Here is a 25,274-nt window from a genome sequence, read left to right on the forward strand (position 1 = left end):
TCTGTGTCAATTTGTCCCAAAATTTGGGGATCAGTTTGTAATTTAAGACGGTTTAACGTATCATTAACCAGTATGACTAATTCGGCAAAAATGATGAGCGTTATTCCATTTTATTGACGCTTATCCTAATGGAAAGGAGAACATCGATAGTGCACTTTGATCTTGCCAGTGGCGTGGCTCTCCACGTTATCCCCACCAAGCAATTTAAGATGACACATGTTCTGATCACTTTTACCACGCCCCAGACACGTGATAACGCAACGGCTCGCAACCTTCTGGCCAACCTTCTTGAGACCAGTACCCATCGTTACCCGACTCAAACAGCCTTGGCCCGGCAACTGGCCAAGCTTTATGGGGCTTATGTTGGTATGGGAGTTGGTCGGGTTGGCCGCTTACATACGGTACGCTTACGAGCCAGTTTCGTCAACGACCAGATCGCCGGTACTAACCTCTTTGCTCAGGTGATTGACTTGATCAATGAGATCCTCTTTCATCCCCTGATTGATGATAATGAGTTCGATGGCCCGACCTTTCGAATCCAGGCCCATAACCTGGAGCAGACCATCACTGCTATGTACGATGACAAGCAGTTCTACGCTAACCGGCAACTGATGAAACTCTACTACCCATCGGATACCGTTATGCGGGTCCCTAGTTTCGGCCGGGTGGCTGACCTCACCGACCTGACGGCACAGAACCTCGTTCCGGTATACCGGGATATGATTACGCATGACCGGGTTGATATCTTTGTGCTTGGCGACGTCGATCCAAATATGGTTAGGGATGAGATTGGTTTGTTGCCGTTTGCTGACCGGGAGATTCCATCGATGCGTCCTTACTACCAACAACCGCTCTTCCCAGCTGTTCAGCAACGGGTGGAACACCAGCCCGTTGTTCAGGCAAAGCTTAACCTGGGCTACCAGCTGCCGGTTTACTATCACGACCGCAACTATTACGCTGGGTTGGTCTTTAACGGCCTTTTTGGCGGTACGCCATATTCTAAGCTTTTTACCAATGTTCGGGAGAAGGCTAGTCTAGCTTACTATGCGACGAGCCGTCTTTTACCATTCACTGGCTTTTTAGGGGTTCAGACGGGAATCCAGTCCGCCGATGCTCAGCGGGTGGAGGATCTAATTGCCCAGCAGCTGGCTGATCTCAGTGTGGGAAAGTTCACGACCGAGCAACTGGTTGAGGTTCAGGATAGCCTGATTAACCAATACCGGGCTAGTCATGATTTGGCAAACAATATTCTAGGTCGTGAGCTCCTGCGGGCCTTGCTTAATCTGCCACCGGCAACCGCGGTTGCAGCGAAGATTAATGCGGTGACTCCCGAAGATGTCTCTCGGGTGGCCCAGATGGTGAAAATGCAGGCGATTTACTTATTGAGTGGTGAGAAATAAACAGATGGATAGACAAACGTATCAAGAATTCAACCGGACTATATACCGACAGCGACTAGCCAATGGACTCCTCGTTCAGCTTCTGCCGATGCCGGGTTTCCAGAAGACCTACGCAACTTTCTCGACGGACTTCGGCTCAATTGATAACCACTTCATCCCGTATCACGAGCAAGAACCGGTTCGAGTGCCCGATGGGGTGGCCCACTTTCTTGAACATAAGATGTTTGAGAAGGCCGATCACGATGCCTTTGACCTCTTTGGCAAACTGGGTGCGGACTCTAACGCCTATACCAGCTTTACCCAGACCAGCTACCTCTTTGCTACGACCAGTTACCTTCATGAAAACTTGGACGTCCTGCTCAACTTCGTACAGGATCCCTACTTCACTGCCCAGACGGTACAAAAAGAGCAGGGGATCATTGGTCAGGAGATCAAGATGTATGACGATGATGCCGACTGGCGCCTCTATCTGGGACTGATTGGGAACCTCTATCCACATGATCCAATGAGGATAGATATTGCCGGGACGGTGGAGTCGATTGGACAGATCACCCCGGCAATCTTAATGCAGAGTTACCGAACTTTCTATCAGCCGGCTAACATGAACCTTTTCATCGTCGGTAACCTGGATCCTCAGCAAACCCTGGAATGGATCGAGGAGAACCAGGGGGCTAAGGAATTTTCACCGACCGAGGCTCCACGGCGTTTGTTTGAGTTGAATGACCCGACCGCCCACGACGTTATCCCATTTCGATCGCTGACGATGAATATTGCCCGGCCAAAGGTGATGGTCGGGCTGCGCGGGATCAAGCAGTTTAATGACGGCCGTGAACGGTTGCGCTACAAACTAGCCGTGGACCTACTTTTGGACGTCCTATTCGATGATACGTCTGATAACTACCTGCGTCTCTATAACAATGAGGTTCTTGACGACTCCTTTGGGTACAATTTTGAGATGCAACGGGGCTTTCACTTTGCCTACTTCAGTTCAAACACCGACCAGATGGAACGCTTCGCCGACGAGGTTGTAGCTATTTTGGAAAGTGCTGATAAGCAGATTGATGCTGCCCGGACCCGGTTTGCTGGAATCAAACGGGCCGAGCTTGGCCGTTTGATTGGCTTGCTGGATACTCCAGAGGCAATCGCCAATCGCTATGCTGGCCGTCTATTTGATTGTGCCAACCTGATGGATGAAATTCAGGCCTTGAAGACCATCACTCTGGACGACCTTTATCAGGTAGCGGCGGAGTTTATCACTCCACAGGGAATCTCGGTTTACCAGGTAGTTCCACATCACCAGTAATGTTCCCTTTTCTTAACTTCTGTTCTTAAGAGAACATGATATAATGTCCAAGGATAAGTGAAAAAATAAAATGGAGATAGGCTAATGAGTGAAAACAATAGCGAACAAAAGCATATTGAGATCGGTAAGAAGCTGCAGGCAGCCCGTCAGGCCAAGGGATATACGCTTGACGACCTCCAACAGATCACTAAGATCCAAAAGAGGTACCTGATTGCAATCGAGGACGAAAAGTTTGATGAGCTTCCTGGCGACTTCTACGTCCGGGCCTTCGTCAAGCAGTATGCCGACACTGTCGGTTTGAACGGGGAGGACCTGCTCAAGGAGTACGAGGATGACCTGCCCAAGGCTAAAACGGCCGAGTACTCCGACCATATTGCCCAGGCAGTGGAGTCACGGGCCAGTCAGCACAAGACCATCGGCAACCAGGTCAATAAGACACGAAAGTATATGCCAACGATCATCATCACCGTGGTGATCATCTTAGTCTTGGCGGCTATCTGGTTTACTGCAATTGCCCGGAGCCATCGGGACTCCTCAACGCGGATCGACAACAGCTCCGTTTCCGTTTCGGGTGAGAGTCGAAAGAAGGCCTCTTCATCCAGCAAGAAGGTGACTAAGAAGCCAGCTTCGACCGCACTTAAGCTCACGCAGGCCAGTCGAAATGAGACTAGTGTTACCTACACGGCCGAACAACTGAAGGCTGACACAACGTTACAGATCAACCCGACCGACCGGGCTTGGATGCAGGTACGGGCTAATAACAATACCCTATTGAACCAGACTCTGAATGCCAACGATAAGGCTAAAGTCAAGGTAGCTAAGGATACCACTAGCCTGGTCATCACGGTCGGCAATGCTCGGTCCACCAAGTTGAAAATTGGCAACCGGACCATCGACTTCACTGATAATGGCCGTTACCAAAACACCCGGACGGTAACGATTAACTTCGGCAGCCAACAGGGCAGCAGCTCAATGGCTTCGTCCAGCAGCGCAACGAGTACTAACGGTCAGCGGACGACGACCAGCAGTAGTGCTGCTAGCCAGCAAACGACTAACAATGATGCCAACCGTCAGTCCACAACGGCAACCTCAAATGCCAATAACCGGCAGCAGACAAATACGCAGACACGATAATTGGAGGAGTAGACTTTGAATTTACCTAATAAGTTAACCGTTGTGCGGTTGATTATCATTCCCTTTTTCTTGATACTGATGGTGGTTCCACTGTCATGGGGCAGCGTGACTTTCTGGGGCGCCACAATTCCAGTTGCCCAGCTAATTGCAGCAATTCTCTTTATTGCGGCGACGATTACCGATAACCTCGATGGTCGGATCGCCCGGCGCGACCATCTGGTGACCAACTTTGGTAAGTTTACCGATCCGCTGGCTGATAAACTTCTGGTCATGACGGCCTTTATCGTCCTGACTGGTAGTCAGATAGTGCCGGCCTGGGTCACCGCTATCATCATTTGGCGTGAGCTGGCTGTAACCGGTCTTCGCCTCCTGTTGGTTGAACAGAGCGGAATTGTGTTGGCGGCCAAAATGCCTGGCAAGATCAAGACGACGACCCAGTTCATCGCAATTATCTTCCTATTGCTGAACAATGTCATCTTTGCTATCTGGGGGATTCCGTTTGGTCAGATCATGCTCTACATCTGCCTGTTCTTCACGGTGTACTCCGGAGTGGACTACTTCATCCAAGGCCGGGGTGTCTTTGCCGATGGTTTCAAATAAAAAATAATCAAGCTGGTGAGTTCTTCTCCCAGCTTTTTTGAACTGGCAAGTTATAATTTACGTATTAACTATATAGGGGTGGATAAGTAAAATGGATGCTGAGATTATATCCGTTGGTACCGAGATTGTGCTCGGCCAGATTGTAAATACCAACGCGCCGTTTCTTGCTCGTCAGCTGGCGACACTGGGGATCACCGCCGACCGCCAACTGGCGATTCCAGATCGGCAGACCTTGATGGTCGATTCAATTCAGGCGGCCTGGCAGCGGTCACCGCTGGTCTTTGTCTGTGGCGGTCTGGGGCCAACCGCCGATGATGTGACCTTGGCAGCCGTGGCCAAGGTCCTGGGAACAAGCCTGACCCTCGATCAGAATCACTGGCAATGGATTCAAGAGACCTTTGCTCAACGCCATAAGCAGATGATGCCGGAGAATATCCAACAGGCCAAGTTCTTGTCTGGTGGCCAGCCACTTCCTAACGCCGTGGGGCTGGCACTGGGGAGTTGGTACGAGCGGGACGGCCACCGGTTGGTAGTTTTGCCGGGTCCACCCCGTGAATTTGTCCCGATGCTTACCGAAGAGGTTATGCCGCGTCTAACCAAACTCGTGGGGCAACGAGTTCAGATCACCAGTCGCACCTTAAACTTCTTTGGTCGGCCGGAATCACAGCTGATGGACGAGATTGCTGCTGTAACTGCTGACCTAGCTGGGGTGACGATTACCTCCTACGTTCAGCCGGATGCCATTCAGGTGCGGATGACCGTGCGCAATCAGCCGCAAGCTGTCGCTGATCGTCTGCTGGATGCTGCTCAGAAGACAATTATCAATGAAGAGGCTCCATTTTTCTTTGGGATTGGTGATGATTGTCAGTTAGCCAAGGTAGTGGTCGGCCAGTTACGGGAACGCGGCTGGCGAGTGACGGCTGCAGAGAGTCTGACTGGCGGGATGTTCCAGAGTACAATCTGCTCGGTACCTGGTGCCTCCAATGTCTTTGACGGGGGTCTGGTTACCTATGCGGCTCGGGCCAAGGAGCAGCTACTGGGGATCGATCCCCGGATTATTGCTAAACACGGGGTAGTTAGCGCTCAAACGGCCGCCCAAATGGCTGAGAAGAGTCGGAATAAGCTTGGCGTTCAGGTCGGACTCGGGTTTACTGGGGTGGCCGGACCTGACGATCTCGAGGGGCAGCCAGCTGGTACCGTCTGGGTTGGCTTGGCGATTACCGGTCAGCCAACGACGACCCGGCTCCTCCACCTCGGCGCTTATCGTGGCCGTCAAGCGGTTCGCCGACAGAGTGTCCAGGCGGGACTGCAGATGCTCTACCGGGCCCTTCAAAAATAGGGGAACCACTGTTCGCATTTTTCTTGTTTTTTTATGTAAAACTGGTATCATTAGTTATCGGACATTTCGATGCAAAGGAGGAATTTTGATTTGGCTGATCAGCGAAAGGCAGCACTAGATGTTGCCATCAGAAAGATCGAAAAGAATTTCGGTAAGGGCTCTATCATGCGGATGGGGGACGCTGCCGACATGAAGATCGCAACGGTTTCCAGTGGCTCATTGGCGATTGATAAGGCACTTGGGGTTGGCGGCTACCCACGTGGCCGGATTGTGGAAATCTACGGTCCCGAAAGTTCTGGTAAGACGACGGTGGCCCTGCATGCCGTGGCAGAGGTTCAACGGCAGGGCGGCACGGCGGCTTACATCGACGCTGAAAACGCCCTGGATCCGCAGTATGCCGAGGCCCTCGGGGTTGATGTTGACAACCTCCTCCTCTCCCAGCCAGATACCGGTGAAGAGGGGCTGGAAATTGCTGATGCCTTGATTTCCAGCGGAGCCGTCGACCTAGTCGTGGTTGATTCCGTGGCTGCCCTGGTTCCTCGGGCTGAAATTGAAGGTGAGATGGGTGACGCCCATGTTGGACTGCAAGCACGGCTGATGTCACAGGCCCTGCGAAAGCTCTCAGGAGAGATTAACAAAACCAAGACTATCGCCATCTTTATTAACCAGATCCGTGAAAAGGTTGGCGTGATGTTTGGTAATCCTGAGACAACAACGGGTGGCCGGGCCTTGAAGTTCTATTCCACGATTCGGATGGAGATCCGACGGGCCGAGCAGATCAAAAATGGCACCGATGTCATTGGTAATCGGGCCAAGGTTAAGATCGTTAAAAACAAGGTAGCGCCACCGTTCAAGCGTTGTGAAGTCGACATCATGTATGGCGAAGGAATCTCCAAGACAGGGGAATTGCTGGACATGGCGGTTGAAAAGGACCTGGTCAACAAGAGTGGGGCCTGGTATTCATATGGCAGTGAACGGATTGGTCAGGGACGTGAAAATGCTAAAAAGTGGCTGGCCGAACACCCTGATCAGATGGCTGAGTTGATGAACAAGGTTCGAGTTGCCTATGGAATGGCCCCACTGGAGGATACCAAGAATGCCGACGGTGAAGGTCAGCCAGGTGAACAAAAGCAGGATACAATTGAAGAAGCAAGCAAGAAGTAAATTTGCTTTATAATTTTAGACGGGATTGGCACGTGCCAGTCCTTTCTTTTTTAGGTCCGAATGCATTCAGTGGTTGACACCTATCTTGGGCAAGCTTAGAATTTAATTTGTGTGATGTTTTGACATGACACGGTGAAATTAATTTAATTAACCAACAACAGAATAGTTGAAGCGGAGGTGAAATGATGAACGTATTAATTTTCGCCGCGCTTGCTATGGTTGTCGGGATTATTATCGGCTATGCAGTTCGCAAGCTTTCCTATGAAAAAAAGATTGCGGAAGCTCAACAAAATGCTGCTGGAATTATCGCGGATGCAAAGAAAAAGGCGGCGACGGCGAAAAAGGAGGCTATCCTGGAGGCTAAGGAGGACAGTCACCGCTATCGCGAAAGTGTTGAGGATGAACTCAAACAGCGGCGCAATGAGATTCAGCGTCAGGAAGACCGGCTTTTGCAACGCGAAACATCCCTTGACCGTAAGGATGATGCTCTTGAGAAACGGGAGAACACGGTTGGGGCACGTGAACACAAGCTTGATCAGCGAACGGAACAACTTCAGCAATCACAAAAAAAGGCTACGGCATTGGTGGAACAACGGCAACAAGAATTAGAAAGAATTGCCGAGATGTCTCATGAGGATGCTAAAAAGCAATTATTAAGTGAAATGAAAGATCGGTTAAAGACCGAGCGTGAAGTAATGATTCGGGATAGTGAACAAGAGGCCGAGCTGACGGCCGATCGGAATGCCAAGAAACTAATCGTTGAAGCGATCCAGCGCAGTGCAGCTGATGTAGTTTCTGAGGCGACGGTTTCGGTGGTTAACCTGCCAAATGACGACATGAAGGGTCGGATCATTGGCCGTGAGGGTCGTAATATTCGTACTTTGGAGACCCTGACTGGGATTGATCTTATTATCGATGACACTCCTGAAGCGGTAGTATTGAGTGGCTTTGATCCTGTCCGGCGGGAAATTGCTAAGATCGCCTTGGAAAAATTAATCCAGGATGGTCGGATTCACCCAGCCCGGATTGAGGAGGCTGTTGAGAAGGCTCGCAAGGAGATGGATGCCCAACTCCGTGAAACTGGGGAACAGGCTCTCTTTGACCTCGGAATCCATGCCATGCATCCGGATCTGATCAAGACGGTCGGTCGGATGAAGTATCGGACCAGCTATGGGCAAAACGTCCTCAACCACTCGATTGAGGTGGCCAAGCTGGCCGGCATTATGGCAGCTGAACTGGGTGAGGATGTTACTCTCGCCAAACGAGCTGGTTTACTTCATGATATCGGGAAGGCAGTTGACCACGAGGTTGATGGCTCTCACGTTGAATTAGGAGTAGAACTGGCGCGCAAGTACAAGGAAAATAAGGTGGTTATCAATACGATTGCCTCCCACCACGGCGATGTTGCCCCAACCTCAATCATTGCGGTTCTGGTTCAGGCGGCGGATGCCATTTCCGGTGCTCGGCCTGGTGCTCGGAGTGAATCGCTTGAGCAGTACATCCAGCGCCTCAAGAAGCTGGAAAGCATAGCAAATAATTACGATGGTGTTGACCATAGTTACGCAATTCAGGCAGGTCGTGAACTGCGGGTAATCGTCAAGCCGAAGAAGATTTCGGACTTGCAAGCCACTACTTTGGCCCATGATATCAAGCGGCAAGTTGAACAGCAGCTTGAGTATCCGGGGCACATTAAGGTGACGGTAATTCGGGAAGTACGCGCGGTTGACTATGCTAAGTGAGAAGAATTGGGGGAGGCCCCAGTTCTTTTTTGTTTAGCAGTGTTTACTGATGATGTTGGGCAGAAAGTCCGTGACTTTAGTCGTGGGATGAGCGCCCATTCTTGATATAATTAATATATAGTGGCAAAAAAACGTTAGAAATTCGTGAATGGACATGTCCAAAGTGTAGTGTTCATCACGGCTGTTGGTTAGGGACTAATCATACTAAGGGAGTGGAGTTTTGCAAATTAGGTAGCGTAAATACACGTGTAAGATCTTAATCCTACTTTGCTTTCCTGGAAACCACTGCCTTTAAGCGGTGTGTAGTTCATTTGCACCGAATGGGGTCAGAAAATATAATTGAACTATGTAAAAAAACATGAACAAATAAAGAGCTACCGTATTATTTAATTAGTGAATATTTGATGAGGTGAGACATTTGACAAAAAAACTGACACCAATGATGGAACAATATCAAAAGGTAAAGGACCAGTATCCGGACGCCTTCCTGTTCTACCGGTTGGGAGACTTCTATGAGCTCTTTAATGATGATGCGGTGAAGGGGGCCCAGCTGTTGGAGCTGACCCTGACGACCCGTAACCATAGTGCGAAGAACCCAATTCCAATGTGTGGGGTGCCTCACCGGGCAGTGAAAAACTACGTTGACATCTTGATTGATAAGGGCTACAAGGTCGCTATTTGTGAACAGATGGAGGACCCAAAGAAGGCTAAGGGGATGGTCAAGCGGGCAGTTACCCGTTTGGTCACGCCGGGAACCCAGATGGACATGACCGGCGATGCTGCCCGTCAGAATAACTATTTGACGGCGATCAGTGTGGCGCAGGGGAAGTTTAACCTCGCTTACACCGACCTCTCGACTGGTGAACTGAAAACTACCACTCTCGATAGCGTCAGTGCGATTGTCAACGAACTGGTCAACCTGCGCAGCAAGGAGACGGTCGTCGATGACCACTTGCCGGACGCACTGACTAACCAGCTGACTAAACGCAACATTCTCCAGTCCCACCAGCCGAAGATCCTCAAGAACGCTGAGGTGAGCTACCTAACTCAGGACCTGGCTTCTGACGATCAGCAGCATGTGGTGGCATTGCTGGTGTCCTACCTGTTGACAACTCAGAAGCGTTCTCTGGCCCACATGCAGCGGGCCGTAGCTTACCAGCCGAGTGCCTTTATGAAGATTGATCACTATTCTAAGACCAACTTGGAGCTAATGACCAACATGCGGAGTGGCAAGCGTCAGGGGACCCTATCATGGCTGCTGGACGAGACGAAGACGGCGATGGGGAGTCGTCTACTGAAGCGCTGGTTGGACCGGCCCCTAATTGATCCGGACCAAATCAGTGCGCGTCAGGATAAGGTTCAAGAGCTCCTCGACCATTACTTCGAACGTAGCAATCTCCAGCAGGAGTTGATCAAGGTTTATGACCTGGAGCGCCTTGCCGGTCGTGTGGCCTACGGGAGCGTCAACGGGCGTGATTTGATCCAGCTGAAGACCTCTCTTCAGCAGGTTCCCAAGATCAAGTATGTCCTGGAGACCCTTGATTCACCGGTCTTCGAATCCCTGGAGAAACGTCTTGACCCATTGAGCGACGTGGCTAGCCTGATCGATTCCGCCATCGTTGATGACCCGCCGATTGCCGTTACCGATGGCGGGCTGATTAAGCCAGGTTATAACAAGCAGCTTGACCAGTATCGGGACGCGATGAATAACGGGAAACGCTGGATCGCCGACCTTCAAGCTCACGAGCGTGAAGTCACTGGGATCAATAACCTAAAGATTGGTTATAATCACGTCTTCGGCTATTACATTGAGGTCACCAAGGTCAACCTGAGCAAGATTCCCCAGGATCGTTATGAACGCAAGCAAACCTTAGTTAATGCCGAGCGTTTCTCGACTCCGGAATTGAAGGAGAAGGAGGCCCTGATTATGGGGGCTCAGGAGAAGTCTACGGCCTTAGAATATGACCTCTTTGTTGATATTCGTGAACGAGTCAAGAAGGAGATTAAACGGCTGCAACGGCTGGCCCAGGCCTTATCCGAGTTGGACGTCCTGCAGAGCTTTGCGGTGGTTAGCGAAGATTATCACTTCGTCCGGCCACGGATGAATACCGGCCATACCCTAAAGATCAAGGATGGCCGTCATCCGGTTGTCGAGAAGTTTATGGGTCACCAGGAATACGTTCCCAACGATGTTATGATGGATGATCAGACTGATATCCTACTGATCACCGGGCCTAACATGTCCGGAAAGAGTACATATATGCGTCAGCTGGCCCTGACAGCGGTGATGGCGCAGATGGGGTGCTTTGTACCAGCCAAGTCGGCTGAGTTACCGATTTTTGACCAGATCTTCACCAGGATTGGGGCGGCTGATGACTTAATCTCCGGGGAGAGTACCTTCATGGTTGAGATGATGGAGGCCAACAATGCCCTCGTTCATGCAACTGACCATAGCCTGATTCTCTTCGATGAAATCGGGCGGGGGACCGCGACCTACGACGGGATGGCCCTGGCTCAGGCGATTATCGAGTATGTTCACCAGCATGTCCGGGCCAAGACCCTCTTTTCAACCCACTATCACGAATTGACGGCTCTGGAGAACACCCTATCCCGGTTAAAGAACGTCCATGTGGGAGCTACTGAGAAGAATGGCGAACTGGTCTTCCTCCATAAGGTTAGTGCCGGTCCAGCGGACAAATCCTACGGGATCCATGTTGCTAAATTGGCGGGGATGCCGGATACTCTGCTGAAACGGGCTGACCAGATTCTCCAGAAGCTGGAGAAGAAGGCAACCACCCTGCCAACTCCAACTAAAGCAAATACGGCGGTCTATAAATCAGCCACGTCGGCGGACCGGGTAAAGGAAACAACCGGGACGCCAAGTGTTCCTACCAGTAATAGCCCGGCGGTTGACGCCAATGGGCAGATGGAGCTGTTTACCCCAGTCCCGCCGAAGCGCCGGTCCAATAAGGGGGATAAGATCCTCCACCAGCTCAAGGAGCTCAACCTGATGGGGATGACACCGATGGAAGTAATGAATCAGATTTATCAATGGCAGGAAAAACTGAAGTGAGGTGAATAGTGTGGGAAAGATTCACGAGCTAGACACGGTCTTGGCCGACCAGATTGCTGCCGGGGAGGTGATTGAGCGGCCGGCCTCAATTGTTAAGGAACTGGTTGAAAATGCCTTAGATGCTCATAGCCGACGGGTTGACATCATCGTGGAAAACTCGGGACTTGACAGCATCCGTGTAATCGATGATGGTGAGGGGATCGCCAATGATGACGTGCAATTGGCCTTCCAACGGCACGCAACTAGCAAGATTGCTAGTCGCAAGGACCTTTTTAAAGTGCAGACAATGGGCTTTCGGGGTGAGGCCCTACCCAGCATTGCCTCTGTTGCTGATGTCAGGATGGTGACCGCTCAGGCTGGCCAGGACGCCGGTACCCAGATTCACATCCGGGGTGGCGAGACCCTAGATAAGAAACCCGCCGCTGCCCGGCAAGGGACCGATGTCCGGGTCACTGACCTCTTTTTCAATACTCCGGCCCGTCTGAAGTATCTCAAATCGCCCCAGACAGAACTGACCAGAATCACAGATATTATTAATCGATTGGCCTTAGCTAACCCAGCTGTTGCCTTCAGCTTTACCCACAACGATAAGGAAATCTTCCGTTCGGCCGGTAATGATAATCTCCAACAGGTTATTGCTGCCATCTATGGAATCAAGGCTGGGCGTAAAATGCTATCAATTGCTGGCCAAGACGATGATTTTGCGGTCACTGGCTTTGTCTCGTTGCCTGAGTTGACCCGGGCATCACGCCAGTACATCACGATTACGATCAATCACCGTTATATCCGTAACTTCGAACTGACTAAGGCGATTATTCAGGGCTATGAATCCAAGTTGATGGTTGGTCGTTACCCGATTGCGGTTGTTAATGTCGAACTCGATCCGGTTCTGGTTGATGTGAATGTTCATCCGGCTAAGCGGGAGGTCCGACTGAGTAAGGAAGATCAGCTTACCAAGCTCATTGCCAGAACGATTCGGCAACGACTTGCCGGTGAAAACCTGATTCCCGATGTTGGTCCGGCCACATTGGGACCAAGCGCCGACGACATTGCTGCCCTTGACCAACGTCTGAATGAGGCCGCCAGTCACTACCAGGTCGGTGGGGCGACACACTTCCAGCCGGATGAAGCAGCACCGCAGAGTGCTCAGTCGGCTACCAGTCCAAGTGCCGGACCAGCCAATGCTGATGCTGACGACAGTCAGGTGGCAGCACCGGTGGTTATCCATCACGTTGCTGAATTGGAAGGTCCGGCAATGCAAGCCTTCGATCAACGTTACCGAACGGAGGGGGATGCCCAGCCATTTGGCTATCCCATGGATGATACTCTAGCCTCAAGCCAGTCAGTGCACTCGGCCCAGAATCTAGAGCTTGACGTCCACGATAAGAGCGATGAGGCTAAACAGCGTTTCCCGGATCTCCAATACATTGGCCAGCTCCAGGGGACCTTTCTCCTGGCCCAGGCCGGGGACGGACTCTACATCGTCGATCAGCACGCTGCTCAGGAGCGGATCAACTACGAACGTTACCGCAAGGAGGTTGGTCAGGTCAGCGGTGCCCAACAGGCCTTTCTGGTGCCACTGGTACTGAACTACTCGACAGTTGATGCGATGACCATCAATCAGCACCGCGATACCCTGGCCGGAGTAGGGCTGAACCTGGAACCATTTGGGCAGAACAGTTTCATTCTCCGCTCTCACCCAACCTGGTTTAAGGAGGGGCAAGAGGAGGACACTGCTCGGGAGATGATTGAGTGGCTACTTAAGAATGGCAAGATCACCGTCCGGGAGTTTCGAATGAAGACAGCAATCATGATGAGTTGCAAGCGGGCGATCAAGGCTAATCACCACCTTGATGATCGTGAGGCTAAGGCTCTCCTGCACCGCCTGCCACAGTGTGAAAATCCTTTCAACTGTCCCCATGGGCGGCCGGTGACAGTCCACTTCAATGATCAGGACCTGGAGAAGATGTTTAAACGGATCCAGGACAGTCACACTCCATTTGCTGACGAGTTTGACGATCACGAATTTTAACGAAAAGTAGGTTGAATCAATGTATGAATATTTGACGGGGTTGGTTACTAGCGTGACTCCCCAGTATGTTGTCCTAGAAGTCGGTGGGGTCGGCTACCAGTTATTTGTGGCAAATCCCTACCGCTTTCAGGAAGATGCAGAGAAAAAGGTCCGAATCTACGTTTACCAAGCAGTACGTGACGACGCCATCACACTGTTTGGTTTCATTGACCGGGCCGAGAAACAGCTCTTTTTACAGCTGATTAACGTTTCCGGAATCGGGCCGAAAAGTGCCTTGGCAATTCTGGCCAATCCTGACCACCAGGGATTGATTGACGCGATTGCCAACGATAACGTTGGCTACTTGACCAAATTCCCTGGGATTGGCAAGAAGACGGCCTCCCAAATTGTTCTGGACCTCAAGGATAAGGTGGCCGGTATGACAAGTACCGCCCTGTTTTCCCCGGCAGTCCCAGTGGAGGCGGATAATCCGGCCCTGCAAGATGCCTTATCCGCTTTGTCTGCCCTAGGCTATAAGGAGCGGGACATCAAACGGATCAAGAAGCAATTATTAAAGGTGGACGCTAATACGACCCAAGAGTACCTGAGTCAGGCGTTAGCCCTGATTAACTAGTTAGGAGGCGATTAGATGGCTGAGGATCATGGACTGATGTCCGATCATTCCCAAAACGACGCGGAGGAACAGATTGAGATGACATTGCGTCCACAACGTCTGCGTGACTATATCGGTCAGGATAAAATTAAACATGAACTGAGTGTTTATATTCAGGCAGCACAGGCGCGTGAGGAAGCGTTAGACCATGTCCTGTTGTATGGCCCCCCGGGCCTGGGAAAGACAACCCTGGCAATGGTGATTGCCCACGAGATGGGGGTTAATATCAAGACCACCAGTGGGCCAGCGATCGAGAAGCCTGGTGACCTGGTGGCTATGCTTAATGAGCTTAAGCCTGGCGATGTCCTTTTCATCGACGAGATTCACCGCCTGCCCAAGGTAGTCGAAGAGATGCTCTATTCGGCGATGGAGGATTACTACATTGATATTGTGGTCGGGGAGGGGCCAACCGCCCACCCGGTTCATTTCCCCTTGCCACCCTTTACCCTGATTGGGGCCACTACCCGAGCCGGAATGTTATCTGCCCCACTACGGGATCGCTTTGGTATTGTCGAGCATATGAACTATTACAACCAGGATGAACTCAAACAAATCATCTTTCGTTCGGCTAAGATCTTTGAAACCCAGATCGAGGATGAGGGGGCTCATGAGTTAGCACTGCGATCCCGAGGGACTCCTCGAATCGCCAACCGTCTGCTCAAGCGAGTTCGCGACTTTGCTCAGGTAGCGGGGAAGCCCAGCATTGACTCTGCTACTGTCAGCAAGGCCCTTGACCTGCTCCAGGTAGACCGTCAGGGGCTCGATGAGATTGATCGTAAAATGCTATTGACAATGATCAACTACTACCATGGTGGCCCAGTCGGCCTGAAGACGATCGCCGCCAACATCGGCGAAGAAACCAACACGATTGAGGAAATGTATGAACCCTACCTGCTGCAGATTGGCTTTATCAGCCGAACACCACGGGGGCGGGTGGTTACGCCAGATGCTTACCGGCACCTGGGAATCAGCTATCCAACGGATAAATGAAGGAAGAGACGATGAGTAAGAAGTTAACCTTTCAGATCAAACAGCAATACCGGAATATGCGGGTCGGTACGGTGACGGTTAACGGCCGTCAGTTGACGACCCCGGCAATCGTCCAGACGGGGAGTGCCCTGACTATCCTGACTCCGACAGAGCTGAAGGCGTGCGGGGTTCAGGCCATCAAGCAGGATGCTATCGATTACTGGTGTGATAGTCAGTCCGGGGACCTACACGATTTGCTCGGCTGGCCCGGGATTCTGGTGACATCTTCTGGGGCTGAGCGGGCTTATCAATGGGCTAAACCCCGTGGTCGTAAACAGGATGGAGTCAGTTTCCATGACCCTAATAGCGGCCAGCTGAAGTTTTACACCCCCGAGGCGGCCTTGACTATGCAGAAGGAACTCGGGACCGACATCAGTCAGGGTTTTGCTCGGGATGATGACTACTTTGCACCAGTCGACGACCTCAATGTGGCTGCTGAGCAAACAGCCGGGTGGCTGACCGCCCAACCGGCACTAGCTGGTGACCTGGCTCCGGTGGTCGGGGGAGGTTTGAAAAGGGTTCGCCAAGCCAGCCAGGCTGCTGTTCCGGCAACCGTGACCGGCTATAGTATTCTGGGGGTTGGTCCGGATGTGCCAACCGCTGAGCAAGTTCGCTTGCTCAGCGAGTTGATAGACATGCTGGAGCCTGCTAAGCTGCGCTACCTGCCGACGACCGGCGACTTTCATCAGTTGGTCGCCATGCTGTTAGGTGGGGTTGACATGATCGATAGTGATTTAGCTGGTCGTGAAGCCGCGATGGGAAACGCCCTGGTTGGCCTGGAGCGGCTCCACCTTGATCGGGAGCGTTTTGCTGATGACGGTCACCCACTAGCGGAGCGGTGTAGTTGTCCAACCTGTCGCGCTGGAGTTTCTCGGGCGACAATTCACCACTTCTTGATTACCGGTCAACCGGTCGGGGAGCGTTATCTGCTCCTCCATAACCTCTTCGCCGTCAATCAATTAGTTGCACATGTGCGGTCGATGATTGCGAGAAAACAGGTATCAGACGACCTGCGTAAATTTGCTGAACAGCATGACCAATAGTGGCTTTTTATAATAAAGTTTGTTACAGTTATTGGTGAGTATTTTTGAAGGGATGGATATTACTGTGAATAGTTTAACTTTTGGAATTTTAGGTGCCGCTAGTGCGGGAGCAAGTAGTTACTCCGGAATCATCCTAATCCTGTTGATGATTGCTCTGATGTACTTCTTCATGATTCGGCCACAACAGAAACAACGTAAGCAACACCAAGATATGATGAGTAACCTGCATCCTGGGGATGAGGTTGTCACCATCGGTCGGCTGCACGGTAAGATCGATTCGATCAACGAAACTGACCGGACGGTAACCTTAGACTGTGAAGGAATTTACCTTACCTTTGATATGGTAGCCATTGCCAGGGTTGTTAAGACCGATAGCAGTAAGGAAAATACCGCCGATCAACCAGCTTCAGCTGCACCAGCGGCTGACACCAGCGACCAACCGACTGCTGACGAGAAGGCTTCAGCAGCAGATAAAGCAGCCACGGATGATTCCGCGGCCGACTCCGCTAGCGACCAGGCTGCCGATCAGGAAAAGTAATTGACTAATCCTGTAAAAAGTGGGAAACTTTTAACGGAAGTTTGATTAAATGCGCTTACCGCCCGTTTTCTCAGACACGACGTTTACGCGTCTTTATCCCTTGCTGAGGGCTGCATTTCCTTAGTGAGACTGTAAATACAGGAGGGAAATTCTAATGCAAATCGGATTGATTGGTTTAGGTAAGATGGGTATCCACCTTTGCCAAAACATGTTGCGCAATGACAACCAAGTGGTTGCCTTTGACCTTGACAAGAAGTTAGTTGAAGAAGCTGCTTCTTATGGTGCCGAGCCTGCCTACACCCTGGAAGAAATGGTTAAGAAGCTTAACCAGCCACGGACCGTTTGGGTCATGGTTCCAGCCGGCAAGCCAACTGATTCTACGATGGACCAACTAGCAGACCTGCTCGATGCTGACGATACGGTTATCGATGGTGGAAACACTTTCTGGAAGGACTCCGTACGTCATAACCGTATGTTCACCGAAAAGGGTATTCACTACTTCGACTGCGGTTCTTCCGGTGGTTGGAAGGGTGCTCTTAAAGACGGTAATTTCATGATCGGTGGGGATGACGAGGACATCTTCAACGAACGTCTTGCTCCATTATTCGACGGTATTGCTAAGAAGGATGGTTACCTTTACACCGGTAAGGCTGGCTCTGGTCACTACCTTAAGATGGTTCACAATGCCATTGAATACGGAATGATGGAAGCCATTGGTGAAGGTTTCGAAATTCTGGAAGCTTCTGACTTCGACTACGACAATGCAGCCGTTTCCAAGATGTGGAACCATGGTTCTGTTATCCGTTCCTGGCTGATGGAACTGGCTCAAGAAGCCTTTGAAAAGGACCCACACCTGGATAAGATTGCCGGTCGGATGCACAGTTCTGGTGAAGCTCACTGGACCCTGATGGACGCAATGGACAAGCAAATACCAACACCAGTCATCTACGAAGCATTAAGTCAGCGGTTCCGTTCAATGCAAGACGACTCCTTCGATGGAAAGGTTGTTTCTGCATTGCGGAACGGTTTTGGTGGCCACGCAATGGACGCTGCCAAGTAAACTAATGATTTTCTATTAGTTTCTTTAATAAATACCTCTCGCCAATTAGCGGGAGGTATTTATTTTTTAAAATTGGCCCGCTTGACGATTACTGGTATACTTAATTATTAGAACAATTTTGGATAAGAGGGTAAATAATCATGGCTGATCAATTAGCAGCAATTTTTGCACAAATCAAGAAATACAATAAAATTATCATCCACCGGCATCAGCGTCCCGACCCGGATGCCATCGGCTCCCAGGTAGGGTTAGCAGAGATCTTGAAGGCCTCCTTCCCTTATAAGCAGATTTATGTGGTCGGTAAACATATTCCAGGATTCGACTGGATTGGAACGATGGACGAGATCGATAATGAAACCTTTGACGATGCTCTAGTAATCGTTACTGACACCGCTAACGCACCGCGAATTGACGACCGACGCTTCAATAACGGGGACGAGCTGATCAAGATTGATCACCATCCAAATGACGAGCCCTTCGGTGACCTGATGTGGGTCGAACCGGATGCATCCAGCTGTTCGGAGATGATCTACGCCTTCTACCAGCACTTTGCCAAGGAGCTGAAATTGCCAAGGAATGCCGCTAGCGCTCTTTACGCTGGAATTATTGGTGATACTGGTCGCTTCCTTTATCCAGCGACGACCCCACGGACAATGCTGGTTGCTGGGGCTCTGATGGCGGCCGGGGCAGATGCAGCTGCTATCAGCCAGCGGGAGAATGAGATTACCCTGCCCCTGGCACGTCTGTCGGCCTACGTTTACGAACACTTGACCATCCTGGACCACGGGGCGGCCTACGTCGTGCTGACCAATGATCTGCTGACCAAGTTTGGATTGAGTGAGGCTGGGACCTCTGCAGTGGTCTCCCTGCCAGGGCGGATCAAGGATGTGACTGCCTGGGCGATCTTTGTTGAGCAGGAGGAAGGGCACTATCGGATCCGGCTACGCTCCAAGGGGCCATCCATCAATGGACTGGCTAAGAAACACAATGGTGGGGGGCACGCCCTGGCCAGCGGGGCCAAGGCCCAGGATCAGGATGAGATCAAACAGGTGATCGCTGAGCTAGATCAGCTGACGACCGATTACGCAACGAAATAACGGAGAGGAACTGACTAAATGACCGAAAATAAGTTTAAGAACTTCAAGCTGCCACCGTACTTAATCAAGGCGGTGCAGGCGATCAACTTTTACCAACCGACGCCGATTCAAGAACGGGTTATCCCGGACATTCTGAAGGGGCAGAGTGTTGTTGGCCAGTCAGCAACCGGAAGTGGGAAGACTCATGCCTTTCTATTGCCGCTCTTTGCCCGGATTAATCCTGATGTTCAAGCGGTGCAGGCAGTCATTACCACCCCAAGCCGGGAACTAGCCTACCAGATCTATAGTGCCGCCAAGCAGCTGAATAAGTTTGCCCCACAAGCACTAACGATTCATAACTACGTTGGTGGTACCGATAAGCAGCATCAGCTTGATCAGCTGGCCCGTAAGCAGCCGCAACTGGTTATCGGAACCCCGGGACGGGTGCTTGATCTGATCAAGAGTCAGGCCCTAGATATCCATACGGCAACAATGTTTGTTGTTGATGAGGCTGATATGACCCTCGACATGGGCTTCTTAGAGCAAGTTGACCAGATCGCCAGTAACTTCCCAGCGGATCTTCAGATGATGGTCTTCTCAGCAACGATCCCAAAGAAGCTGCGGCCATTTTTAAAAAAGTATATGGCTAATCCCGAGGTTGAGGAGATTCCGACGCAGGCGGTCATCAACCCCGACGTGCAAAATTGGCTGATGTCGACCAAGGGTCAGGATAAGAATCAGTTGATTTACCGTCTTCTGACGATGGGTGAACCTTACCTGGCGCTCGTTTTCGCTAATACCAAAGAGCGGGTCGAAGAGTTGACTCACTATTTGGAAGAGCAAGGGCTTAAAGTTGCCATGATTCACGGTGGACTGGAAGCACGTCGACGAAAGCGGACGATGCGGCAAGTACGAAATCTGGATTACCAGTATGTAGTAGCCACTGACCTGGCTGCTCGGGGGATTGATATCGACGGGGTTTCCCTGGTGATCAATGATGATATTCCGACTGACCTGGAATACTTCATCCATCGCGTTGGCCGGACAGGCCGCAACGGGATGACTGGGACAGCGATTACCCTTTACGCTCCGGCTGAAGATGACCTGATTGCTAAGTTGGAAGAACGGGGGATCAAGTTTGTTCCCAAGGTACTACGCAATGGTCGGCTGGTTACAACTCATGACCGGAATCGGCGGAAGAATTACCGTCGCAAGCGGGCCGAACTGGATCCATCCATGAAGGGCTTTGTTAAAAAGACCAAGAAGCGGGTTAAGCCGGGCTATAAGAAACGGATCAAACGGGCCATCAGAGAGGACGAACAGGAAAAGCACCGACTCGAGCTTCGTCACAAGATTCGTAAAGCCAAGCGGCAACGCCAGCGGCAGCACCGTCGGGAACGGAATGCCCGTTGATTTTGGCGGACAAGTTCGCTATAATATGACTCGTTTGGGACATGCCGGCCAGGTACGATTTTCAGAAACGGTTGGGTTGCTGTGACGACCGATGAATACCTGGCGGGTGCTCCCCATTCATAAAATTTGATATTCAACTCGGCCAATGTCGAGAAATAAGAGGTAAACGAAATCCATCGTTGCAAGCAGAGTGGTACCGCGTCGTCCGGCGTCTCTGATCGCAAGGATGGATTTTGTTTTGGAAAGGGAGATACTATGAAAGAATTAAAGAAGCTGAATAGTGCTCAGGTTCGGCGGATGTATCTAAAGTTCTTTGAGGAACATGGGCATAAGATCATGCCAAGTGCGTCACTGGTTCCAGTCAATGACCCAACCCTGCTTTGGATCAACTCTGGGGTGGCTACGATGAAGAAATACTTCGATGGCAAGGTTGTGCCGGAGAACCCACGGATGACTTCATCTCAGAAGAGTATTCGAACCAATGATATTGAAAATGTGGGAAAAACTGCCCGTCACCACACCATGTTCGAGATGCTGGGGAACTTCTCCGTTGGTGATTACTTCAAGAATGAGGTTATTCCTTGGGCCTGGGAACTGTTGACCAGTGACAAGTGGTTTGGGTTTGATCCCGAACGGCTCTACATCACCTATTACCCAAAGGATCATGATGCTTACAACAGATGGCGTGAGGTTGGAGTAGCCAAGGATCACCTGATTCCGGATGAGGACAACTTCTGGGATATTGGTCAAGGGCCATCTGGTCCAGATACCGAGATTTTCTACGATCGTGGGCAGGAATTTAACAACCTGGCCGATGACGATCCTGAGAACTACCCAGGTGGGGAAAATGAACGTTACCTAGAGATCTGGAATATTGTCTTCAGTCAGTTCAATCATACCCCTGAAGATACCTACGAGCCGCTGCCCCACAAGAACATTGATACCGGAATGGGGCTTGAGCGGGTGGTTTCCATCTTTGAAAACGCCCCAACTAACTTTGAAACCGACCTCTTTATGCCACTGATCAAGCAGACTGAGCAGTTCAGCGGGACGAAGAAATATGGTGAGAACAAGGAAGATGATATCCAGTTCAAGATTATCGCCGACCACATTCGGACGATTACTTTTGCTATCGGGGATGGTGCCTTACCATCCAACATGGGTCGGGGTTACGTCATCCGGCGTCTGTTGCGGCGGGCCGTAGTGGCTGGCAAGAAGCTGGGCATCGACGAGCCATTCCTGGCCAAGATGGTTCCAACAGTTGGTAAGATCATGCAGGACTACTATCCAGATGTTCTGGAAAATGCCGACTACATTGCTTCTGTCATCAAGTCCGAGGAAGATCGTTTTAGCGCAACCCTGAATGGCGGTCTGAACCTACTGAACAACGTAATCGCTGAGGCCAAGAAGAATGGTACTAACGAGATCGATGGCAAGACTGCCTTTAAGCTCTACGATACTTACGGCTTTCCAATTGAGCTGACCAAGGAATATGCTGGCGATGAAGGCCTGACGGTTGATCAAAAAGGATTTGAGGCCGCGATGATCGAGCAGCAGAACCGGGCTCGTAACGCTCGTGATATGGATAATGGAATGGGAGTTCAGACTGACCTGTGGACCGACTTTAAGGAAGCAAGTAAGTATGTCGGCTATACCGACCTGAGTGTTGATAACGCCAAGGTGATCGGTCTTGCTCACGACGGTAAGCAGGCAGATTCTGCCAATGTTGATGATAAGAACATTGAGGTTATCTTTGACGTTACCCCATTCTACGCCGAGATGGGTGGTCAAGTAGCCGACACCGGTGATATCATCGATAATTATGGCAAGAAGATTGGCCGGGTTGTCGACGTTCAGCACGCTCCAAACCAGCAGAATTTGCACCGGGTTGAATTGACGGCACCAATCAAGAAGGGGGCCCGTTACAAGCTGGTTGTTGACCGGCTCCGTCACCTGAAAATTGAGAAGAACCATACTGCTACCCACCTGTTGGATCAGGCCCTGCGTAACGTCTTGGGTGGACACACCCAGCAGGCCGGCTCCCTGGTTGAAGAGCATTACCTGCGCTTCGACTTTAACCACTTCGGTCAGGTCACGGCCAAGGATTTGCGGGCGGTTGAACAGATGGTCAACGAGCAGATTTGGAAGGAAATTCCAGTCAAGACCGTTGAAACCGACATTGACTCGGCCAAGGAGATGGGAGCTATCGCCCTCTTCTCTGATAAGTATGGTGACAAGGTTCGGGTTGTTAAGATTGGCGATTACAACACTGAATTCTGTGGTGGTGACCATGTCAAGAACACCAATGAGCTCGGTCTCTTCAAGATTGTCTCTGAAGGTGGGGTTGGTGCTGGCGTTCGGCGGATTGAAGCCGTTACTTCCAGCGACGCCTTCAAGTTCTTGCAGGATCGGGACAACCTGCTGAATCAGACGGCTGACGAACTGAAGACTGCCCAGATCAAGGAGGTTCCTCACCAGGTCGCTGCTCTTCAGGCGGAATTAAAGGAAACTCAAAAGAAGAGTGCGGCTCTTGAAGCTAAGATTGCGGCTCAGCAGGCCAACAACGTCTTCGAGAACGTTCAGGATACCAAGCAGGGGACGCTAATTGCCGCCGAGGTCAAGGTAGCCGGGATGGGACAACTCCGGCAGCTGGCTGATAGCTGGCGGGCTAAGCAGCTCTCCGACGTGCTGGTCCTTGGTACGGCCAACGACGGCAAGGCTAACCTGCTGGTTGCTGTCAGCGACGACAAGGTTAAGGGCGGCATGAAAGCCGGCGACTTGATCAAGTCGATTGCTAAAGCCATCAACGGTGGTGGCGGTGGACGGCCAAACCTTGCCCAGGCTGGTGGTAAGAACCCAGCCGGGATTCAGGATGCTCTGAAGCTTGCTAAGGAATACATGGATAAGTAGTATTGCTTGAAAGGCAATCAGCTGGTAGGGATGCCAGCAGGTTGCCTTTCTTTATTATTCATTGGGCCTCATAATTGTGATTTATTGATATTTATAGTAGAATGTATAGCTAAGAGACTAGTCGGAGGTGACGATTAATGACTACCAATAATGATGAAACGATGTTCTATGACTTTGGTCAGGAACGGCAAAAAAATATCAAGGAGACCCTCAAGACAGTATACGAATCCTTAGAGGAGAAGGGTTATAACCCAATCAACCAGATCGTGGGCTATCTCCTTTCTGGTGACCCCGCATACATTCCCCGTTTAAATGATGCCCGGAACTTGATCCGTCAGCACGAACGCGATGAGATTATTGAGGAGTTAGTTGTGTCATATCTGAAGAATAATGGTGAGACTAAATGAGATTGATGGGGCTAGATGTTGGCTCAAAGACGGTTGGGATCGCGGTTAGTGATCCTTTAGGCTGGACAGCACAGGCAGTGGAGATTATCCCCATTGATGAGGATAACGCAGTCTTTGGGATTGATCGCGTTGCTGAGCTGGTGGTCAAGGAGCAGGTGGCCGGGTTTGTGGTTGGCCTGCCAAAGAACATGAACAACACGGAAGGGCCGCGAGTAGATGCTTCTAAGCACTATGGCGAGCTCCTCGCACAGCGCTTTCCTGATATTCCCATTGATTTCCAAGATGAACGTCTAACCACTGTCGAGGCGCACCGAATGCTGGTTGAGGAAGCCGATATCTCCCGGGCCAAGCAGAAAAAGGTGATCGATGAAGTTGCAGCCACCTTTATCCTGCAGAGTTACCTGGATCGTCACGGCCGTTTAGTCCAGAAATTGAAATAAGGATGAATTAATTATGAGTAAACAACAAGCTAATAACGATGAAAACTTAATTACTCTGATCGACGAGAATGGCAACGAGCAGCTCTTTAAGGAACTGTTTACCTTTGACTCTGATGATTATGGCAAGTCCTACATCTTCATCTATCCTGCCGAACAGGAGAATGATGATTCAGTTGACATTCAGGCTTATATCGTGGCGGATAACGAAGACGGCGATGGACAAGACCTGGTACCAATCGAGGATGATAAGGAATGGGACATGGTTGAACAGGTCTTAAACACCTTTCTCGATGATGACGGGAACTTCAATGCTTAATAAATAGCGAGTAATCGGGAAGTGACAGCCGCGGCGCTGCTACTTCCCTTTTCTATCAAACGGGTAATAACATGATTCTAACAACGTTGATTATTTTAATTATGATTGGCTGCTTCATTAATGGCCGTCGGCGTGGGTTACTGATGATGGTCCTGTACGCTGGAACCTACCTGATCAGCTGGTTAGTTGCTAAGTGGGGAGCACAGACAATTGGTGGCGGATTGAGCGGGATGCTGCCCGATGTCAGCCATAGTGCGGCCTACTCGACGACTGTGCTGAAGGCGGTCGACAACAACGTCTTTTTCTACAATGGGATTGCCTTTTTGGTGATCTTCACTTTGGTTTCAATCCTCTGTCACTGGGGAATCAGCAAACTACGCTGGATTAAGTGTCTGCCGGTGATCGGGACCTTTGACCAATTGGCCGGGGGAATTTTGTCGTTGGCGATTGGCTACGTGGTGATCTACGTGGCTCTGGTGATTCTCCAGCTATGGCCGGCTGGTTGGTGGCAGTTGCAGTTAGCCAACTCGGGCCTGGCCCAGTTCATGATTAACCAGACCCCAGGCCTGGCCCAGCTGATGCTTAATACGCTTAAATAAAGGAAGA

General features: G+C 50.9%; 21 protein-coding genes. All 21 read left to right on the forward strand.

Annotated elements, in window-relative coordinates; all coding sequences use genetic code 11:
- Positions 1-149: 149 nt before the first annotated feature.
- The 21 genes from yfmF to CK797_RS07230 all read left to right on the forward strand — a co-directional run bounded on the left by yfmF (position 150) and on the right by CK797_RS07230 (position 25,267).
- A complete protein-coding gene (yfmF, locus tag CK797_RS07130) occupies positions 150-1,400 on the forward strand; it encodes an EF-P 5-aminopentanol modification-associated protein YfmF (RefSeq protein ID WP_104689070.1) in 1,251 nt (416 codons plus the stop codon).
- A gap of 4 nt (positions 1,401-1,404) precedes the next feature.
- Positions 1,405-2,703, forward strand: a complete 1,299-nt coding sequence (yfmH, locus tag CK797_RS07135; RefSeq protein ID WP_104689071.1) for an EF-P 5-aminopentanol modification-associated protein YfmH — start codon at positions 1,405-1,407, stop codon at positions 2,701-2,703.
- A gap of 84 nt (positions 2,704-2,787) precedes the next feature.
- Positions 2,788-3,837 (forward strand): helix-turn-helix domain-containing protein, encoded by a 1,050-nt coding sequence (locus CK797_RS07140; protein ID WP_104689072.1) that lies wholly within the window; start codon positions 2,788-2,790, stop codon positions 3,835-3,837.
- A gap of 15 nt (positions 3,838-3,852) precedes the next feature.
- Complete coding sequence (pgsA, locus tag CK797_RS07145) at positions 3,853-4,437, forward strand: CDP-diacylglycerol--glycerol-3-phosphate 3-phosphatidyltransferase (RefSeq protein WP_104689073.1); 585 nt, start codon at positions 3,853-3,855, stop codon at positions 4,435-4,437.
- 91 nt (positions 4,438-4,528) lie between these two features.
- Positions 4,529-5,776 (forward strand): competence/damage-inducible protein A, encoded by a 1,248-nt coding sequence (locus tag CK797_RS07150; RefSeq protein WP_104689074.1) that lies wholly within the window; start codon positions 4,529-4,531, stop codon positions 5,774-5,776.
- Positions 5,777-5,866: 90 nt separating this feature from the next.
- Positions 5,867-6,940, forward strand: coding sequence for a recombinase RecA (recA, locus tag CK797_RS07155; RefSeq protein WP_104689075.1), 1,074 nt, complete (start codon positions 5,867-5,869; stop codon positions 6,938-6,940).
- A gap of 185 nt (positions 6,941-7,125) precedes the next feature.
- Positions 7,126-8,679 carry a ribonuclease Y gene (rny, locus tag CK797_RS07160; RefSeq protein ID WP_104689076.1) on the forward strand — a complete coding sequence of 518 codons (1,554 nt, stop codon included), beginning with the start codon at positions 7,126-7,128 and terminating at the stop codon, positions 8,677-8,679.
- Positions 8,680-9,097: 418 nt separating this feature from the next.
- A complete protein-coding gene (mutS, locus tag CK797_RS07165) occupies positions 9,098-11,752 on the forward strand; it encodes a DNA mismatch repair protein MutS (protein ID WP_104689077.1) in 2,655 nt (884 codons plus the stop codon).
- Positions 11,753-11,762: 10 nt separating this feature from the next.
- Positions 11,763-13,784: a DNA mismatch repair endonuclease MutL gene (gene mutL, locus CK797_RS07170; RefSeq protein WP_104689114.1), complete on the forward strand. Its 2,022-nt coding sequence runs from the start codon at positions 11,763-11,765 to the stop codon at positions 13,782-13,784.
- A gap of 19 nt (positions 13,785-13,803) precedes the next feature.
- On the forward strand, positions 13,804-14,397 hold the full coding sequence (gene ruvA / locus CK797_RS07175) for a Holliday junction branch migration protein RuvA (RefSeq protein ID WP_104689078.1): 594 nt from the start codon (positions 13,804-13,806) through the stop codon (positions 14,395-14,397).
- Between the two features lie 15 nt (positions 14,398-14,412).
- Positions 14,413-15,426 carry a Holliday junction branch migration DNA helicase RuvB gene (ruvB, locus tag CK797_RS07180; RefSeq protein ID WP_104689079.1) on the forward strand — a complete coding sequence of 338 codons (1,014 nt, stop codon included), beginning with the start codon at positions 14,413-14,415 and terminating at the stop codon, positions 15,424-15,426.
- An 11-nt stretch (positions 15,427-15,437) separates the two neighbouring features.
- Positions 15,438-16,508, forward strand: a complete 1,071-nt coding sequence (locus tag CK797_RS07185; protein ID WP_104689080.1) for a tRNA-guanine transglycosylase — start codon at positions 15,438-15,440, stop codon at positions 16,506-16,508.
- A 64-nt stretch (positions 16,509-16,572) separates the two neighbouring features.
- Positions 16,573-17,046, forward strand: coding sequence for a preprotein translocase subunit YajC (gene yajC / locus CK797_RS07190; RefSeq protein WP_104689081.1), 474 nt, complete (start codon positions 16,573-16,575; stop codon positions 17,044-17,046).
- A 154-nt stretch (positions 17,047-17,200) separates the two neighbouring features.
- Positions 17,201-18,106 carry a phosphogluconate dehydrogenase (NAD(+)-dependent, decarboxylating) gene (gnd, locus tag CK797_RS07195; protein ID WP_104689082.1) on the forward strand — a complete coding sequence of 302 codons (906 nt, stop codon included), beginning with the start codon at positions 17,201-17,203 and terminating at the stop codon, positions 18,104-18,106.
- Between the two features lie 140 nt (positions 18,107-18,246).
- Entirely contained in the window at positions 18,247-19,203 is a 957-nt protein-coding gene (locus CK797_RS07200) for a DHH family phosphoesterase (RefSeq protein ID WP_104689083.1), read from the forward strand.
- Positions 19,204-19,221: 18 nt separating this feature from the next.
- The gene (locus CK797_RS07205) at positions 19,222-20,595 is read left to right on the forward strand and encodes a DEAD/DEAH box helicase (protein ID WP_104689084.1); all 1,374 of its coding nucleotides are present in this window, start codon (positions 19,222-19,224) and stop codon (positions 20,593-20,595) included.
- 255 nt (positions 20,596-20,850) lie between these two features.
- Positions 20,851-23,505, forward strand: a complete 2,655-nt coding sequence (alaS, locus tag CK797_RS07210; RefSeq protein WP_104689085.1) for an alanine--tRNA ligase — start codon at positions 20,851-20,853, stop codon at positions 23,503-23,505.
- Positions 23,506-23,642: 137 nt separating this feature from the next.
- A complete protein-coding gene (locus tag CK797_RS07215; protein ID WP_104689086.1) occupies positions 23,643-23,912 on the forward strand; it encodes an IreB family regulatory phosphoprotein in 270 nt (89 codons plus the stop codon).
- A complete protein-coding gene (gene ruvX, locus CK797_RS07220) occupies positions 23,909-24,352 on the forward strand; it encodes a Holliday junction resolvase RuvX (protein WP_104689087.1) in 444 nt (147 codons plus the stop codon). Before CK797_RS07215 ends, ruvX begins: the two co-directional genes overlap by 4 nt.
- A gap of 13 nt (positions 24,353-24,365) precedes the next feature.
- The gene (locus tag CK797_RS07225; protein ID WP_104689088.1) at positions 24,366-24,668 is read left to right on the forward strand and encodes a DUF1292 domain-containing protein; all 303 of its coding nucleotides are present in this window, start codon (positions 24,366-24,368) and stop codon (positions 24,666-24,668) included.
- A 71-nt stretch (positions 24,669-24,739) separates the two neighbouring features.
- Entirely contained in the window at positions 24,740-25,267 is a 528-nt protein-coding gene (locus tag CK797_RS07230; RefSeq protein WP_104689089.1) for a CvpA family protein, read from the forward strand.
- Positions 25,268-25,274: the final 7 nt, after the last annotated feature.

The sequence above is a fragment of the Limosilactobacillus pontis genome (assembly GCF_002940945.1).
Lineage (GTDB): Bacteria > Bacillota > Bacilli > Lactobacillales > Lactobacillaceae > Limosilactobacillus > Limosilactobacillus pontis_A.

Excerpts from the sequence above, each read along its gene's own strand:
- rny (WP_104689076.1), top strand. The coding sequence starts at position 7,126 with ATGAACGTATTAATTTTCGCCGCGCTTGCTATGGTTGTCGGGATTATT.
- ruvA (WP_104689078.1), top strand. The coding sequence starts at position 13,804 with ATGTATGAATATTTGACGGGGTTGGTTACTAGCGTGACTCCCCAGTAT.
- alaS (WP_104689085.1), top strand. The coding sequence starts at position 20,851 with ATGAAAGAATTAAAGAAGCTGAATAGTGCTCAGGTTCGGCGGATGTAT.
- ruvB (WP_104689079.1), top strand. The coding sequence starts at position 14,413 with ATGGCTGAGGATCATGGACTGATGTCCGATCATTCCCAAAACGACGCG.
- ruvX (WP_104689087.1), top strand. The coding sequence starts at position 23,909 with ATGAGATTGATGGGGCTAGATGTTGGCTCAAAGACGGTTGGGATCGCG.
- gnd (WP_104689082.1), top strand. The coding sequence starts at position 17,201 with ATGCAAATCGGATTGATTGGTTTAGGTAAGATGGGTATCCACCTTTGC.
- yfmH (WP_104689071.1), top strand. The coding sequence starts at position 1,405 with ATGGATAGACAAACGTATCAAGAATTCAACCGGACTATATACCGACAG.
- CK797_RS07230 (WP_104689089.1), top strand. The coding sequence starts at position 24,740 with ATGATTCTAACAACGTTGATTATTTTAATTATGATTGGCTGCTTCATT.
- CK797_RS07205 (WP_104689084.1), top strand. The coding sequence starts at position 19,222 with ATGACCGAAAATAAGTTTAAGAACTTCAAGCTGCCACCGTACTTAATC.
- CK797_RS07185 (WP_104689080.1), top strand. The coding sequence starts at position 15,438 with ATGAGTAAGAAGTTAACCTTTCAGATCAAACAGCAATACCGGAATATG.
- CK797_RS07200 (WP_104689083.1), top strand. The coding sequence starts at position 18,247 with ATGGCTGATCAATTAGCAGCAATTTTTGCACAAATCAAGAAATACAAT.
- CK797_RS07140 (WP_104689072.1), top strand. The coding sequence starts at position 2,788 with ATGAGTGAAAACAATAGCGAACAAAAGCATATTGAGATCGGTAAGAAG.
- CK797_RS07225 (WP_104689088.1), top strand. The coding sequence starts at position 24,366 with ATGAGTAAACAACAAGCTAATAACGATGAAAACTTAATTACTCTGATC.
- CK797_RS07215 (WP_104689086.1), top strand. The coding sequence starts at position 23,643 with ATGACTACCAATAATGATGAAACGATGTTCTATGACTTTGGTCAGGAA.
- CK797_RS07150 (WP_104689074.1), top strand. The coding sequence starts at position 4,529 with ATGGATGCTGAGATTATATCCGTTGGTACCGAGATTGTGCTCGGCCAG.